Source organism: Flavobacterium sp., from assembly GCF_024710485.1.
Lineage (GTDB): Bacteria > Bacteroidota > Bacteroidia > Flavobacteriales > Flavobacteriaceae > Flavobacterium.
The window spans coordinates 128,815-144,815 of sequence record NZ_JANJUQ010000031.1 but is presented as its reverse complement, the minus strand read 5'-3'; the positions used below and the strand labels follow the sequence as shown (position 1 = coordinate 144,815).

Below are 16,001 nucleotides of genomic sequence, written 5' to 3'. Positions count from 1 at the left end.
TGTAAAACGAGAGCCGTCGTAAATATTGGAAGTTTCGCGGTAAGGGGAGTCGGTACCTGAAACATCGTGGTGATCGCGACCTAAAATCACGTAACCAATTTCGCCTCGGGCAATCGCTTGGTTGAAGGCTTCGGCAATTTTGATGCGGCCTTCGGCATCTGCGTAAAGGATGCGCGCTTGCGATCCTACAACCAATTTATTTTCTTGAGCGCCTTTAATCCATTGGATGTTATCCGCCATTTGTTGTTGGATTTCCTCCGGTGAATTTTTCATCATTTCTTCTAGTACTTCGCAGGCAATTTGGTCAGTTTTGGCCAAATCTTCCGGATCTCCGGAGGCGCAAACCCAGCGGAATGGTCCGAATCCGTAATCAAAACACATTGGACCCATAATATCTTGCACGTAACTCGGATATTTGAATTCTCTTCCCAAAGTAGGATGGTCGTTCATTACATCGGCTCCGGCTCGAGATGATTCCAATAAAAAGGCGTTGCCATAGTCAAAAAAATAGGTTCCTTTTGCCGTGTGTTTGTTAATCGCAGCGGCATGACGACGCAAAGTCTTTTGGACTTCTTCGCGGAACTTTTCCGGTTGGTTCGCCATTAGTTCATTTGATTCCTCAAAAGTGTAACCGATAGGGTAATAACCACCGGCCCAAGGATTGTGTAGTGAAGTTTGATCGGAGCCCAAATCGATGTGTAAATTTTCTTGGTCAAAGCGTTCCCATACATCTACTATGTTCCCTAAATAGGCAATAGAAACTACTTCCTGAGCGGCTAAGGCTTTTTTAACTCTTGGTACTAATTCATCTATGTTTTCGATGATTTCATTGATCCAGCCTTGTGAATGACGGATATGCGTAATTTTAGGATTCACTTCAGCACAAACCGTTACACAACCGGCAATGTTTCCGGCTTTGGGTTGGGCACCGCTCATGCCTCCAAGACCTGAAGTGACAAACAAACCTCCTTTAGGCGATTTTTTGATTTTTCGGAAACCGTTTAGAACGGTGATGGTGGTTCCGTGCACGATGCCTTGTGGTCCGATGTACATATAGCTTCCGGCGGTCATTTGGCCGTATTGGGAAACGCCTAAGGCATTCATTTTTTCCCAATCATCGGGTTTGGAGTAATTTGGAATCACCATACCATTGGTGACCACTACTCTTGGCGCATCAGGATGCGATGGGAACAAGCCCATAGGATGACCCGAATACATGACTAAGGTTTGTTCTTCGGTCATTTCGGCCAAGTATTTCATGGTGAGCAAGTATTGCGCCCAGTTTTGGAAAACAGCACCATTACCGCCATAAGTAATTAACTCGTGCGGGTGTTGTGCCACGGCATAATCCAAATTGTTTTGGATCATGAGCATGATGGCTTTGGCTTGTTCGCATTTTCCGGGATATTCCGAAATAGGGCGGGCATACATACGGTAATCCGGACGAAAGCGATACATGTAAATGCGACCGTAGGTTTCCAATTCTGCTTTGAATTCCGGAATTAAGGTAGCATGGTGATGCGGTTCGAAATAACGCAAAGCGTTTTTAAGTGCTAATTTTTTTTCCTCTTCAGTTAGTATTTCTTTGCGTTTTGGCGCGTGATTGATTTGTGGTTCGTAAGATTTCGGTTGTGGTAAGACGGCCGGAATTCCTTGTAGTATTTGTTCTTGAAAAGTCATTTTGGTTGTATGTTGTGAGTTTTATGTTTTTAGGTTATTGTTCTAAGTTGGTACGTTAGGGATTCCTTCGGCAGTCGCTTCGCTCGTGTGGAGCAAGTACCGTGTACTGCGGAAAGCCCGACCTGAAAGGGAACGCCTATTTTTATTTCTTCGGTTTAATGGTTCCTGTTTTTTTATCAAATCCGTACGGACAATGACGGCAACCACTTTTGCAACAATAGCCGCGTTTTAGGTGGTATTTTTCGGTGAAAACTTTGTAACCTTCGGGCGTTAGGTAATAGTCTTCGCCTTCGATTAATTTATTTTCCTTATTTTGCTCGTTCATAGACGCAAATTTAAAGAGTTTATAAGTAATGATACTCATCGTTTCGAAATATTTAGTGCCTAAAGGGTACAGAGGATTAACCGTTTTTCCGTTTGTGTTTTTGAAACAGCGGGAGAGTGTTGCGGATGCGGTATTGTTGAACCATGAGAAAATCCATTTGCGCCAGCAATTGGAGTTGTTGGTTTTGCCTTTTTTTGTGTGGTACAGTTTGGAGTTTTTATGGCATTTTCTGAGGCAAAGAGATGTCAAAACTGCGTATTATTCCATTTCGTTTGAGCGTGAAGCTTATGCTAACGAAAAAGACCTTCACTATTTGAAGCAAAGGTCTTTTTGGTATTTTTTGAACTATTGTAATTAGTAAATTACCTTTCTTACAGTAGTTATACCATTGTCGAGTTTTATTTTCAGCAAGAGTGTAGTGTTGTTTTTTCTGACGTTAGATAGCGTTAGGAAATTGCTGTTGGCATTTTCGTAGCGGTCTATTTCTTGTCCGAGTACATTGTAAACAGTTACCGATTGCATGATTTGATGGCTTGAACTTACGCTAAGTGATTCGTTGGTAATGACTTTGATTTCGTTGTTGTGATCTAAGTCGGCATTACCTAATGCAGCCGTCAAATACACCACACGGAAACGATCGTTATAATTTCCGGCATTAGCGGTGAATTGGTAAGGCGCCGTTTTCAAATCGTGAGTAGTGTTGAGCAAAAGGTCTTTTAAATAGATATTTTGTTCGTTGAATAATCCGTCAACTGCGGCCAGACCGATGCTATAGCTTCCTGTAGTTGGAACATTGATGCCTACTGGCACTTCGTCGTTTATATCGAAAGGTAAAGATCGGCCTTGGATGATGTATTTCTTATCGTTAATCAACGAGTAGATTCTTAAATCGCCGGTATTTTGGGTCAAGCAATCGAAGAAGTTGTCTTCTGACATGGTGGCATCTTGTATATAACCGAATAAGGTTCGATCTGAACCGTTTGAACTATTTACAATATCAAGCCAAATTCTGTTTCTTTCCAAGCTGTCAACATAGCTTTCGGTGGCATTGGAGTTGCTCAATCGGTAGAAATTGCTGTTGTCATAACCGGTGCTTCTTAAGTTGTTGTTAAACGTTACAGTGTCAGAAGCCGGTGGTCCATCTACCATTTGCACAAAGAATCCTTGACCCGAACCTATGAATAAATCGGCTCCGGCTGCCGGACAACAACTGGTTCCGGTGAAGTTATAGGTTAGGTAATCCCCAGGACTGTAGTTGTATACAAACGACCCATAGAACGGACTAGAGATATTGGTGGGTAACGTTCCGTGTGTCCATAGTCGGATGTTCCCCATGATTTTAGAATTGTTGTCGTATAAAAATTGACTGGCACGTATGGCTGAAGGATAAGGGTTGCCCAATAAGTTCCAATTATCACTGTAATTATTGATTTCTGTGCCGTTAAGACCAATATGGTAAGCTGTATTGGTGTCACTTCCTCTGGATACCGAGATTGAGATTGGTCCGTTGTTTGGCACGCCTGTGAAACTACCGTAAAAAATGGAGTGAACTGTTTCGCTGAAACTACTCGGAGCACTGGCAATAAAACCTTTACCTGCTGTCATGGTATTCCCTGAAGCGCCTGCCCAGTTGCCTTGTCCACCGTTTGAATTGGCTATTGTCGGATTCCATTTAAAAATACTGCCGAAGGCCAAAGGAGAAGTAATATTGTTGATGACAAAATTGGCTACGGGTGATGACCAATATACATAATCAAGTTTCCTGATTGAAGTGTTTCTTTTGTAAACAATATTCCCGGTATTAGCGGTATTGTTGATTTGAACCAAACTTGCGTTATTGTTGATTAAAAATGTACCACCGGTTTCAACATTTACCCAATCTGTCACCGATAGAACGTTGTTGGAATTGATAGTTAGTTTGGCTCCGTTATACACCAATAATGAGCCTGCATAGCCAATGTAGTTTGTTCCTGAAATCAGCGGGTTATTTGCAGTGATTGGGATTCTTACACAGTCGGTGTTATTAGGAATGCCGCTTGGAGTCCAATTGTTGTTTTTATTCCAATCATTATCCACTGATCCGTTCCAAATTTTTACATTGGAAACCGATACAGTTGTCTCATCCAATACTTTTACAACAGAACCACTACACATGGTGTAGGTTACCTCGGCTGTGTAGGTTGTTGTTGCAGTTGGGCAAACACTTATGGTATCTGTGTTTCCAACAACAGTTCCGGTTGTTCCCGAACCTTCGAACCATTTGATAGAAGTGATAGAAGTTCCCGAAGGCATAAATCTCCAAGCTTCATTAGTTGCATTCCAGTTGGTGCTTAAACCATTTCTATTAGGTGCTACGACTGCCTGTGTTCTTGCTGCATTTTGTATTCCTATTATAGCATTGCCGCTGTTCCAAGGCGAGCTGTTATTGTTATCGATGTTTTTTTCTTTCACATAAACCTCGATGATATTAGTGTCCTCATACAAAACCATCATACCAGTATATAAAATTGAGTTGTCGGAGAACATGGGAACATTAGACCACGAAGCCACTAATGCTCTACATCCGGTATCCAAAGTGACTAATTCCCATCCAACTTCACCACCTTCGCTTGGGTCGATGTCGTGGAATACACCAAAAATCGCGTTACCAACCAATTGATCGTCAGTGTTGTTAGGAAGATTGTCGTTAAAAGCATAACCCGAAGGAGTCCCTGCGTAACTGGTGTTGAATGTTAATACTCCATTGGAGCCAATTACACATTGGTTGTAGTTAGTGCCGTAAAAACAGAAATTAAAAGGAAGATTAACAATGGGCGACCAAACATCGTCAACATTCACACTTACAGGGTTGGACAAACAACTAAATTGATAAGGCGGATTGTAAGGGATGCTTTCAACAGTATAATTTGAAGTGTTACCCAGTTGAAGGTATTCTGCTTCTAAGGTAACACAGGTTGATGAACTACAAGTGATAGGGTCAGGATCAGTGCCGTTTAAGCCTAAGCCTCCGGCTAGGATATCTGGGCAAGCCGCCGTAGTTGAACCGGAACCATTTCCTGAGGTACAATCTGTGGAAAGACAAATTGAAAAGTTACCTTGTATATCGTTTCCGCTTTCCCAAAAACGGATGTAAATTATGCTTCCCGGTGTTAATCCGGTAAAATTTAAATAAGGCATTAAACCATTGTTGCTGCTGTCGGTGTCACATTGTAAAGGGGTTAATGAGCTGCAACTGCCACTGTAAACAGCCATACTTCCATCGGCAATAGTATTGGAGTTGGTGTCGACTCTGACAATTCCGTTACTAGGTACAGTTGCGATAAACCATATGTCCCCACCCTGATAATTACCGCAACTTGGAGCTGTTACCATAGTTGTATTGGTGGCCCCCAAAGTAGTGAATGTTTGAAAACTGCAACTAGTGTTTACATTAAGATCTATTGCGCCACAAGGATTATCATTAATCGGAGGAACCGGAGTTGAAACGCAAATTCCAAAGCTTCCGTTATTGTTATTGCCGTATTCCCAAACCCTAATGTAAATAGTACTGCCGGGCGTTAGTCCCGATTTGGTAATGTATGACATTAGCCCGTTTGTACTGTCATCATCATCACATTCTATTAATGATAAACTACCACAAGTTCCTGCATATATGGCCATACCGCTATCGGTTACAACAGCGTCATCTGTGTCAATTTCTATTATACCGTTGGCAGGCACGGTCACGCTAAACCATACATCACCACCTGAATAACTGGCACAACCGGGATCTGTAACTCCCGAACTATTCGTTGCGCCATTGTTGGAGTAAAAAGTATAGTTACAAGTTGATGATACTGTGAGCGGTATTGCGGAAATACAGTCGTCATTAGTTAATGTTGTGGTAGCACTGCCGGTTACATAACTACTATTGCATCCGTTGCTGGCTAATATTCGATAATAATAAGTGGAACCTACAGAGAGTCCTGTTGCATTGAAACTAGTTGCGGGAGCTGTGAGGGTAGACGGAGACCCGGCTATATTGTTAATATATCCAGCATCTGTAGTGATTTGTATGGTATAAGATATGGCTGCTGAATTACCCCCTGTTGGATAAGCCCAGTTGAGTGTAAAGCTATTAGAAGTTACTGATGAAGTGCTCACGGAATTGGGTGTGGCGGGACAAGTTATGCCACTTCCCACTAACGGTCCGTTGGTATTGTAAACCGGGCCTCCGGAACAACTAGTGTTGTTGTAGGCATAAATAAAATAATAATACTGAGTATTACCAGTAAGACCTGTCTCTGCTACTGTGGTTGATGTACCACTCTGAACAAATGATAAGCCACTTCCCAAAGTAGTAATATTTGCGGCTGAATAAGTAATGCCATTAACCGGTTGGCTTGGTGGAGTACTACTGGTTGAACGTATTACTAAATAGCCGTTAGCTGTGCCGTTGAATGTGGCCGGTAACGAGCTTGAGGTTGCCGTTCCTATCGTGAAGGCGCTGGCCTGGCTCGTCGGGGCAACACAGTTAGGTATGGAAATACAACTAACGCTGGCAATCCAACCGGCTAAATTCGTGTCTGCATCCGAGCGGAAGCGTATGGTTATAGCACCAGAAACATCAGTTGATATAATTGTGCCCGGATTCGTTGTACCATAAAAAGAACCGGTCGGACAGTTGGTTGCACTGGATCCGGCTGGTAAGCCTGATGAAATGATAGGGGATGAAGTGTTTGGACCATTGTAAATTACCATTCCATCCCAATTTTCAGTTATAAATGAGCTAAAAACTAACTGGATTTTATTGGTAGCTACAGAAGGAGTAAAGGTTATGGTGTAATCAGTAGAAATATTGTAAACGTCGTTTTGTCCTCCTGCATCCGTAAAAGTGTAAGAGGTACCACATGTTATGGTTTGAGAACAGTTGGATAAGGCAGGGATTACAGTATTGTTTGATGCTACTGTTGATGTCCAGGAAATATCGTCAACAATACGATTGTGATTACCGGATGCTCTTGTGTCAAGAATTCTTATGTAAACATTGGTGAGTCCAAGGGCGCCAACATTAATGGTGTATTGTTGGTAAGTTTCTGTTGGTGTTGTAGTTGAGCCTATTGTGTTCCAAGTGGTCCCGTTTGTAGAAGTTTGAATAGTGAATGAATGTGCCGTGGTATTCGTATTTCTTCGGTACCAAAATGAGAAAACGCCCGGGTTATTGATTAAAGGTGTGCGTATAGCATCATCCGCGGCATTAAAGATGATACTGTTGTTTCCTGTTCTGGGTAGAGTTGTGCCAAAAGTGATAGAAGTTTGAGCCCAAGTTCCACCGGATGTTGGAATAGAAGTCCCGTTAAAACTTTCGTAAACTTGATAATTTAAACATTGACCATAGTTGGTGCTGTAGCTTATTAAAAAAAGTATAAAACTTATCAGAATAGAACGTCTTACTTCTTTTTGGGTTTTGAATACAAATTTGTTTTTTGACAGAGGTATTTTTTTAATCATAAATTATTGATTTAACGAAAAAACAACGAAATATAAATCATTTGTATTAATTAACTTGTTTTATTTCAATAAAATATGATTTTTAGATATAAAAATTTACTTTTTTTCGTTCAACTACAAAATTTAACGTTTAAATGCCATATAAGTTAACATCCGTTTATTGATGGGGTAAATTTTGAAAGTATTGTTTTATGTATTTGATTGTGTAAAAAATTTTGATTTCACTTTTTACTTTGTTATGGCCTATTCCGTCTGCAAGTAATTATTACATACAAATAAGTTGGGGTTAGCTAAGTGATTCGTACCTTTGCAAAAAGGGTTTTTCTTGAAGAGTTACAACCAAAAAATCGCTATTCAAAATCCGGATTATTCGCTTTACATCAAGCGTGAAGACTTGTTGCATCCCTATGTTTCCGGTAATAAATTCAGAAAACTGCATTACAATTTACAAAAAGCAAAAGCAGATGACCAAACAACATTATTAACTTTTGGAGGTGCTTTTTCCAATCACATACTCGCGGTAGCGGCTGCAGGAAAAGAGAATGGCATGAAAACCATTGGGGTTATTCGCGGGGAAGAACTACGGTCTAAAATTTTGGAAAACCCAACCTTAAAGATGGCTCAAGAATTCGGAATGGTTTTTGAGTTTGTTTCCAGAGAAGTTTATCGCTCTAAACAGGAAACCGATTTTATCCAAACCCTGCAACAGCGATACGGTAAATTTTATTTGTTGCCCGAAGGCGGAACCAACGCCTTAGCCGTTCAAGGATGTGAGGAAATTTTAGTCGAAGCCGATGCGGATTTCGATTTTGTTTGTTGTGCTGTCGGGACGGGAGGAACCATTTCGGGGATTATCAATAGTTCAAAAGTTGGTCAACAAGTTTTAGGATTTCCGGCACTCAAAGGCGATTTTTTAACAGAAGATATTCGTAAGTTTGTAACTCAATCCAATTGGCAATTAATGACAGATTACCATTTTGGCGGATATGCCAAAGTAAATGAACCGTTGATTGAATTTATTAACGATTTTTATCAAAAATTTCAACTGCCTTTAGATCCGGTTTACACCGGCAAAATGGCTTTCGGAGTTTTAGATTTAATCGAAAAAAAGAAATTTCCGAAAGGCTCCAAAATACTCATGATTCACACTGGTGGTTTGCAAGGAGTAAGCGGAATGAATGCTTTGTTGAAGCAGAAAAACCAAATCGAAATACAATTCTATGATTAAGAAACTTTCTTTAGCAGTAGTAGCCGTTTTTATGATGGCTTGCAGCACTAACAAATCTGTTGTGAGAACTTCGCAACCGGATCCGAGAAAAGCAGCTGCGCCTGTAGCTCAAAGGGTTAAAAAACCTATTTACCGACCTTCTAACGGAACTAATACCGGAGTAGCTTCACAGAAAAAATCTTCTGCGGGAACAAACAATTCCTCAGAAGTTTTAGAAGCCACCACTCGTGTAAAAGTAACAACAGAAATGGTGTTGGCTTACATTGAAAAATACAAAAACATCGCCAAAGAAAATATGGTTAATTCCGGAATCCCGGCTAGTATCACTCTCGGGCAAGCTATTTTAGAATCGGGTGCCGGTACCGGACCTTTGAGTGTGCAAGCCAATAACCACTTTGGAATCAAGTGCCACAAAGAGTGGACAGGGCCAAGCATCCGTCACAACGATGATGAAGAAAACGAATGTTTTCGCAAATATGATGAACCAAGCGGCTCTTTTCGTGACCATTCGTATTTTTTAACCAGCCGTCCTCGTTATGCCTCTTTGTTTCAATTGGGTAAAGACGATTATGCGGCTTGGGCCAAAGGATTAAAGGCGGCCGGTTACGCTACAGATCCTAAATACCCTGAGAAACTTATCGGCTTGATTGAGCGTTACCAATTGAATAAGTATGATGCCGAAGTCTTAGGGAAAGAATATGTAGCTGTAGTGACTAAAAAAGAAATCGCTTATTCTGCGGAAGTTGAAAAATATACCGTTGTTAAAGGCGATACTTTGTATTCGATTTCAAAACGTTTCAATATTTCTGTCGAAGAGCTTAAACGCAAAAATAATTTGGTTGATAATACCTTGTCGTTGGGACAAACCATTATCGTTAAATAGTTTTATAATTTCACACTTATTATGATTTATCAAAGAAGCAGTCAGTTGTTTGCTGAAGCTGAAAAAGTAATTCCCGGAGGAGTAAACTCTCCCGTCAGGGCTTTCAAAGGAGTGGGCGGAACGCCTCTTTTTGCCAAAAGTGCCAAAGGCGCTTATTTGTATGATGAAGATGATAATCGTTTGATTGATTATATCAATTCGTGGGGTCCGATGATATTAGGACATGCTTATCAGCCTGTAGTAGATGCAGTCATCGAAAAGGCAAAAAAGGGAACTTCCTTCGGTATGCCAACCGAATTAGAAACCAAAATCGCCGAAATGGCAATTGCTATGGTGCCGAATATTGACAAGATACGTTTTGTGAATTCAGGTACAGAAGCTTGTATGAGCGCCATCCGATTGGCCAGAGGCTTTACTAATAAAGATAAAATAATAAAGTTTTCAGGATGTTATCACGGTCACTCCGATTCTTTCCTGATTGCTGCCGGTAGCGGTTTGAGTACGTTTGGAGTGCCAAACAGTCCCGGTGTAACACAAGGTACAGCTAAAGATACTTTGTTGGCACAATACAATGATATTGATAATGTAAAAGCATTGTTTGAGGCTAATCCTAACGAAATAGCTGCCGTGATTATAGAGCCGGTTGCCGGAAATATGGGTTGTGTGCCGCCAAAAGAGGGTTTTTTACAAGCCTTGAGAGAAGTATGTAGTAATCACAATGCACTCTTGATTTTTGATGAAGTGATGACCGGTTTTCGCTTAGCTAAAGGCGGAGCGCAAGAGTTGTATAACATCAATGCCGATATTGTTTGTTTCGGAAAAGTAATAGGAGGCGGTTTGCCGGTGGGTGCTTTTGCGGCTCGCGAGGAAATCATGAACTTCTTGGCGCCTTTAGGACCTGTTTATCAGGCCGGAACCTTATCCGGAAATCCTTTGGCAATGGTTGCAGGTTATGCGATGTTGCAAGCTTTGAATGCCGATTTAGAAATCTACGATAGGTTAGAAGCTAAAACCGCTTATTTACACAAGGGTATCGATGAAGTTCTAAAAGCCAACGATATTGTTTTTACCATCAATAGAGTCGGCTCCATGATTTCCGTGCATTTTGATGCTGTTCCGGTAGTGGATTTTCAAACCGCCAAAAACGGAGACAATGAAACTTTCAAGAAGTTTTTCCATGGTTTGTTGCAAGAAGGAGTTTACATAGCGCCATCGGCATATGAAACTTGGTTTATTACTGACGCCTTGACTTATGAAGATTTAGATTTTACTATAAAGGCGGTCGATAAGGTTGCTAAAAGTTTATAAATAAAAAAACCTCTCATTTCCGAGAGGTTTTTTTATTTTGAATCACAAGTATTAGTTGGTGATTAGTTCTTTGAATAATTCTTTGTTTTGTTTCAATTTCGTCATTTGATCATCCGAAATTGTGGCGGCAATTTTCATTTCAATAATTCTTGATACTTCAGCTCTTCTTTCTTGAGATAACGTTTTGTCTTCAAGTGTTCTGTGCTTTTGTTCAAATAATCTTTCGAAATCAGCGGTTTGTGTTTCGTTTAAACCAAGATACTGAGACAAAGCCACAGCTTCTTTTTTAGCTTTTTCCGCAGAGGTTAATTCCTTTTTCTCTTGGGCGTTTGCATTTATCGTAAAAGCTAACAATAAGGTTAAAGCAGCAATAAATTTTTTCATTGTTTTAGTTGTTTAGAAGAATAATAGCTTCAAAACTAATTTATTTTGTTGAAATCTCAAAATTTATTTTTGTGAATCTTGTATGCTTGGTTTTCCTTTGCCTCTTCTTTCAGCCATTTTTTCTTTGACTTTTTCTTTGCGTTCGTCACGTAATTTTTCCCATTTGGCAAATTGTTCCGGAGTAAGGATTTTTTTCATTTCGGCAGTGTGAGCGGCTTGTTCTTCTTGCATTTGGGCTTTTAGAGCTTCCATTTTTGCTTTTCTTTCTTCCTGCACTTGAGCTCTTTTAGCGTCTCTTTTTTCTACTTGTTTGGTAGCCAATGCACGAAATTCTTTGGCTTGCTTTTCTGTCAAATCCAAGTCCTTTGTCATTCTTTTTACTTGAAGGTCTACTCTCTCTTCTTTGGTTAAACGCTCACCGTCTTGTTTTCTCTCTCTTTTTCCTTGTGCCCAAGTGGCTACACCTACCAATAGTAAAAGGGCTAAAAATAATTTTTTCATGTTGTCATTTTTTTGAATTACAAGTATTGGACATTACCAATCGAAAAAGGTTTAAAAAGTAAAAAAAATATAAAAAAAGAGCTCATTTGAGCTCTTCGGTGTTTAGTTTAAAACTACGGTTTTGTTATCGCCGTCAACCACTACCTTGGTTAAGCCGTGTTTGGCCAATCCTTTCATGGCAGCGTCCCATTTTTTACCACTGAGTTGCGATTTCTCTTTCAATGCACTCAAAGCCTGATTGTTTTCGGCTTTCAACAAACCAATAATGACTTTCTCTTCTTCGGTCAATTCTAATTGTTTTTTCTCCGGACGCATTTGCGGGAAGAATAACACTTCTTGTATCGATTGGTTGTTGGTTAAAAACATAATCAATCGGTCCATGCCAATTCCCAAACCGGAAGTTGGCGGCATACCGTATTCCAACGCTCTTAAAAAATCGTGGTCAATAAATTGGGTCGCTTCATCGTCGCCGCGCTCGGCTAATTTTAATTGGGCTTCAAAACGCTCTCTTTGGTCAATCGGGTCGTTCAATTCCGAATAAGCATTGGCAATTTCTTTGCCGCAAACCATCAATTCAAAACGTTCGGTCAACTCCGGATTGTCGCGGTGTTCTTTACACAAAGGCGACATTTCTTTAGGATAATCGGTGATGAAAGTCGGCTGAATAAAGTTGCCTTCACACTTAGCGCCGAAAATCTCATCGATTAATTTGCCTTTACCCATCGTTTCGTCAACTTCGATACCCATATTTCTGGCGGCTTCAAATAATTCAGCCTCGCTTTTGCCTGAAATGTCAAAACCGGTAAATTGTTTGATGGCATCCGTCATCGTAACACGAGCATAAGGTGCTTTGAAATCAACTTTATGTTCGCCAAAAGTGGTTTCGGTGGTTCCATTTACTTGTATTGCGCAATATTCCAATAACTGCTCTGTGAATTCCATCATCCAGTTGTAGTCTTTGTAAGCTACATAGATTTCCATAGCCGTGAACTCCGGATTGTGCGTGCGGTCCATTCCTTCGTTTCGGAAGTTTTTCGAAAACTCATAAACCCCGTCAAAACCACCTACGATTAATCTTTTCAGATACAATTCGTTGGCAATTCTCATGTATAAAGGAATGTCTAAGCTATTGTGGTGTGTGATAAACGGACGTGCTGCTGCACCACCTGCAATCGATTGCAATACAGGTGTTTCCACTTCCATATAACCGGCTGTATTGAAAAAGCTTCGCATCGCATTGAACAACTTGGTTCTTTTAACGAACACTTCTTTCACTTGCGGATTCACTACTAAATCAACATAACGCATGCGGTAACGCAATTCCGGATCGGTAAAAGCGTCGAATACGTGACCTTCGTCGTCCATTTTTGGTAATGGTAATGGTCGAAGGGTTTTGCTTAAAAAAGTAAAATTGTTTACATGAATAGTTTTTTCGCCTACTTTAGTCAAGAACAATTCGCCTTCCACACCTATAAAGTCGCCTAAATCGGTCAGTTTTCTGAAGACTTGGTTGTATTTTGTTTTGTCTTCGCCCGGACAAATTACATCTCGGTTAAAGTACAATTGGATTCGGCCTTCGCTGTCTTGTAATTCTACAAAAGCCGCTTTTCCTTGGTCACGTATACTCATCAATCTTCCGGCAACTACCACCTTCTTGCCTTCTTCAAAAGTTTCCTTAACCTGTTTAGACGTATGGTCTACCGGGAATAAATCCGCAGGATAAGGGTTGATGCCTAAGTCGCGAAGGGCTTGAAGTTTCTCTCTTCTGATAATTTCTTGTTCCGAAAGTTGCATATACAAAGGTTTTTAAGCCCGCAAAGATAACGATAAGTGCTAAAGTATCAAAGTCTCGCGGTTTCAATTTTTTTGATTTTGGAGCGAATGGCTTGGGCTTAATCAGTAATCCGTATTCCCGCTTTTCGCTCTATCTCGCCTTACAGGCAAGATGCCGCTGTAATCGGGGCTAATTGGGAAATCATTTGTATCTTTGGCAAAATTATTTTTATGAAACTGCTTAAACTGTTCTCGTTTGTTGTGTTCCTTACTTTTTTCCAAAGCTGTATGATTACGGAGTCGCTTTTAATTAAAGACGACGGTTCGGGAAAATTCAGTTATGACATTGATGCTTCTCCCGTGATGGAAATGGTTGGAAATTCTTTTTCCAATGGGAGCGAAAAAAAAGCAAGCAAAAGAAAAAGCAAAAAGGGAGAGCAGAGAAATGGCAAAACTATCGATAGTACTTACACTTTCAAGGAATTGTTTGCGGATAAAAAAGACAGTATAGCTGCTTTGCCGGCAGAAGAGCGGGAGCGCATCAAAAAAATGGAGCATTTCAGTGTGAGAATGATTGTAAATGAAGAAGCCAATCAAATGAAGTACTCGCTTTTTTCCGATTTCAAAACCATTGAAGAATTGAAAAACATGACTTCGCCTTTAACTACCTTGAAAAGTGCCGGAGTAGCACCTGCCCAGGCAGGATCAGCCATGACGCAAAAAGAAGCCCAAGAAAATTCAGTAACCTCCTATGATTACAATGGGAAAATCTTCAAAAGGGTAGTGGCCGAGTTGCAGGCGTCTGAAAAAACCTCAGACACAATCAAATCTAAGGAAACCAAACTGTCGGGAGAAGAACTGGAAGCGCAGAAATTAGCGGAAGGTTTGACAGAAGCCATGAAAGAGCTTATGGGAAAATCAAGTTACAAAGTGGTTTATACTTTTGAAAAGAAAATCAAAACCATTTCGGTGCCAAATGCAGTGCTTAGTGAAGATAAAAAAACCGTAACCATCGATTATCTTTTTGAGGATTATATGAAAAAACCAAAATCATTGGATTTGGAAATAGAATTTGAGTAATGAATAAAGAGATACAACTACGCGACTTAGGAAATAAAGACTACAAGGAAACTTGGGATTACCAAGAGGCTTTGTTTAAAGAGATAGTGGATGTCAAGTTGGAAAAACGAAACAATCCGCAACTGGTTACTCCGAATTATTTTTTGTTTGTAGAACATCCGCATGTTTACACTTTAGGGAAAAGTGGAGACATTTCTAATTTATTACTTTCCGAAAAACAGTTGGTTGCCAAAGGCGCTACTTTCTATAAAATCAACAGAGGCGGTGATATTACTTACCACGGACCCGGCCAAATTGTAGGGTATCCGATATTGGATTTGGAAAACTTTTTTACAGATATCCACAAGTATTTAAGGTTGCTGGAGGAAGTTATTATACTCACTTTAGCAGAATACAATATTATAGGTACAAGAAGTGAAGGGGAAACCGGTGTTTGGCTTGATGTAGGGACGCCTTTTGCGCGCAAGATTTGTGCTATGGGTGTGCGCGCCAGTCGCTGGGTTACCATGCATGGCTTTGCTTTAAATGTTAATGCCGATTTGGGTTATTTTGACAATATCATTCCTTGCGGTATTCGTGGGAAAGCAGTTACTTCCATGCATGTTGAACTTGGACAAAAAGTAGACGAGCAAGAAGTGAAAGCCAAAATTCAGAAACACTTTTCAGCGCTTTTCGAATCCGCTTTTATTTAAAATTCTAATTTTAATTGTTCCGGCAATAATCGAAACGAAATTCGATGGTATTTAGTGGGGCCGTATTTTTTGATAGCTTCACGGTGTTCGATGGTTGGATATCCTTTATTCTTTTTCCAGTTGTACATTGGAAATTCTTCGTGTATTTTGTCCATGTATTCATCTCTGTAGGTTTTTGCTAAGACTGAAGCCGCAGCTATACTGAGATATTTACTGTCGCCTTTCACTATAGTAGTATAAGGTATTTGATTTAGCGGTTTAAATCGATTGCCGTCTACAATAATATATTCCGGAAGAGGATTCAACTTTAGGATGCTTTCTTGCATTGCTTTAATAGAAGCATTCAAAATATTAATGTTGTCAATTACCGAAGGTTCAAGGTGTGTTACAGCAAATGAAACGGCTTTGTCTTCAATCAAAGGTTTCAGTTGCTTTCTTGTTTTTTCAGAAATCTGTTTAGAGTCATTCAGGTAATCCAAGCTGAAATGTTCAGGTAAGATTACCGCGGCTGCGGTAACCGGTCCGGCCAAACAGCCTCTGCCGGCCTCGTCTGTTCCGCATTCTAAAGAGAAATCAGAGTAATAATTTAATAACATTTTATTTTTTTCAGTAAAAATAAATAAACTCACGCAACCAATTTAAATTTATTTCATCAAA

The 16,001-nt window shown here is 40.2% G+C and carries 13 protein-coding genes; 6 read left to right on the top strand and 7 right to left on the bottom strand.

All coding sequences use genetic code 11. The features are described 5' to 3' along the window. Both Q0M21_RS08000 and Q0M21_RS07995 read right to left on the bottom strand, forming a co-directional pair. Nucleotides 1-1,680 (bottom strand): urocanate hydratase (locus Q0M21_RS08000; RefSeq protein ID WP_295336754.1); only part of this gene is annotated, 1,680 nt, incomplete at its 3' end. Between the two features lie 142 nt (nucleotides 1,681-1,822). Then, the gene (locus Q0M21_RS07995; RefSeq protein ID WP_295336751.1) at nucleotides 1,823-2,005 is read right to left on the bottom strand and encodes a DUF5522 domain-containing protein; all 183 of its coding nucleotides are present in this window, start codon (nucleotides 2,003-2,005) and stop codon (nucleotides 1,823-1,825) included. A 31-nt stretch (nucleotides 2,006-2,036) separates the two neighbouring features. Between Q0M21_RS07995 and Q0M21_RS07990 the strand changes: the two genes are divergently transcribed. After that, the gene (locus tag Q0M21_RS07990) at nucleotides 2,037-2,363 is read left to right on the top strand and encodes a hypothetical protein (protein ID WP_295336775.1); all 327 of its coding nucleotides are present in this window, start codon (nucleotides 2,037-2,039) and stop codon (nucleotides 2,361-2,363) included. Here the strand turns inward: Q0M21_RS07990 and Q0M21_RS07985 are convergent. Then, nucleotides 2,360-7,495, bottom strand: coding sequence for a fibronectin type III domain-containing protein (locus Q0M21_RS07985; RefSeq protein ID WP_295336748.1), 5,136 nt, complete (start codon nucleotides 7,493-7,495; stop codon nucleotides 2,360-2,362). The genes Q0M21_RS07990 and Q0M21_RS07985 overlap by 4 nt on opposite strands. 325 nt (nucleotides 7,496-7,820) lie before the next feature. Between Q0M21_RS07985 and Q0M21_RS07980 the strand changes: the two genes are divergently transcribed. The 3 genes from Q0M21_RS07980 to hemL are packed head-to-tail and all read left to right on the top strand — an operon-like array spanning nucleotide 7,821 to nucleotide 10,914. Beyond that, the gene (locus Q0M21_RS07980; RefSeq protein WP_295336745.1) at nucleotides 7,821-8,723 is read left to right on the top strand and encodes a 1-aminocyclopropane-1-carboxylate deaminase/D-cysteine desulfhydrase; all 903 of its coding nucleotides are present in this window, start codon (nucleotides 7,821-7,823) and stop codon (nucleotides 8,721-8,723) included. Continuing rightward, nucleotides 8,716-9,606 (top strand): glucosaminidase domain-containing protein, encoded by an 891-nt coding sequence (locus Q0M21_RS07975; RefSeq protein WP_295336742.1) that lies wholly within the window; start codon nucleotides 8,716-8,718, stop codon nucleotides 9,604-9,606. Before Q0M21_RS07980 ends, Q0M21_RS07975 begins: the two co-directional genes overlap by 8 nt. A 21-nt stretch (nucleotides 9,607-9,627) precedes the next feature. Then, complete coding sequence (hemL, locus tag Q0M21_RS07970; protein WP_295336739.1) at nucleotides 9,628-10,914, top strand: glutamate-1-semialdehyde 2,1-aminomutase; 1,287 nt, start codon at nucleotides 9,628-9,630, stop codon at nucleotides 10,912-10,914. Nucleotides 10,915-10,965: 51 nt separating this feature from the next. Here hemL and Q0M21_RS07965 read toward each other — a convergent pair whose 3' ends face one another. The 3 genes from Q0M21_RS07965 to lysS all read right to left on the bottom strand — a co-directional run bounded on the left by Q0M21_RS07965 (nucleotide 10,966) and on the right by lysS (nucleotide 13,593). Next, entirely contained in the window at nucleotides 10,966-11,298 is a 333-nt protein-coding gene (locus Q0M21_RS07965) for a hypothetical protein (RefSeq protein WP_295336736.1), read from the bottom strand. A gap of 63 nt (nucleotides 11,299-11,361) precedes the next feature. After that, entirely contained in the window at nucleotides 11,362-11,799 is a 438-nt protein-coding gene (locus tag Q0M21_RS07960; protein ID WP_295336734.1) for a hypothetical protein, read from the bottom strand. Nucleotides 11,800-11,901: 102 nt separating this feature from the next. Further along, entirely contained in the window at nucleotides 11,902-13,593 is a 1,692-nt protein-coding gene (gene lysS, locus Q0M21_RS07955; protein WP_295336732.1) for a lysine--tRNA ligase, read from the bottom strand. Between the two features lie 210 nt (nucleotides 13,594-13,803). Here lysS and Q0M21_RS07950 point away from each other — a divergent pair, with 210 nt between their 5' ends. Continuing rightward, nucleotides 13,804-14,652 (top strand): hypothetical protein, encoded by an 849-nt coding sequence (locus Q0M21_RS07950; RefSeq protein ID WP_295336729.1) that lies wholly within the window; start codon nucleotides 13,804-13,806, stop codon nucleotides 14,650-14,652. Beyond that, nucleotides 14,652-15,344 carry a lipoyl(octanoyl) transferase LipB gene (gene lipB / locus Q0M21_RS07945; RefSeq protein ID WP_295336727.1) on the top strand — a complete coding sequence of 231 codons (693 nt, stop codon included), beginning with the start codon at nucleotides 14,652-14,654 and terminating at the stop codon, nucleotides 15,342-15,344. The genes Q0M21_RS07950 and lipB overlap by 1 nt, the downstream gene beginning before the upstream one ends. On the opposite strand, the gene Q0M21_RS07940 is transcribed toward lipB, so the two are convergent. After that, entirely contained in the window at nucleotides 15,341-15,940 is a 600-nt protein-coding gene (locus Q0M21_RS07940) for a ribonuclease HII (RefSeq protein WP_295336724.1), read from the bottom strand. The genes lipB and Q0M21_RS07940 overlap by 4 nt on opposite strands. Nucleotides 15,941-16,001 lie beyond the last annotated feature (61 nt).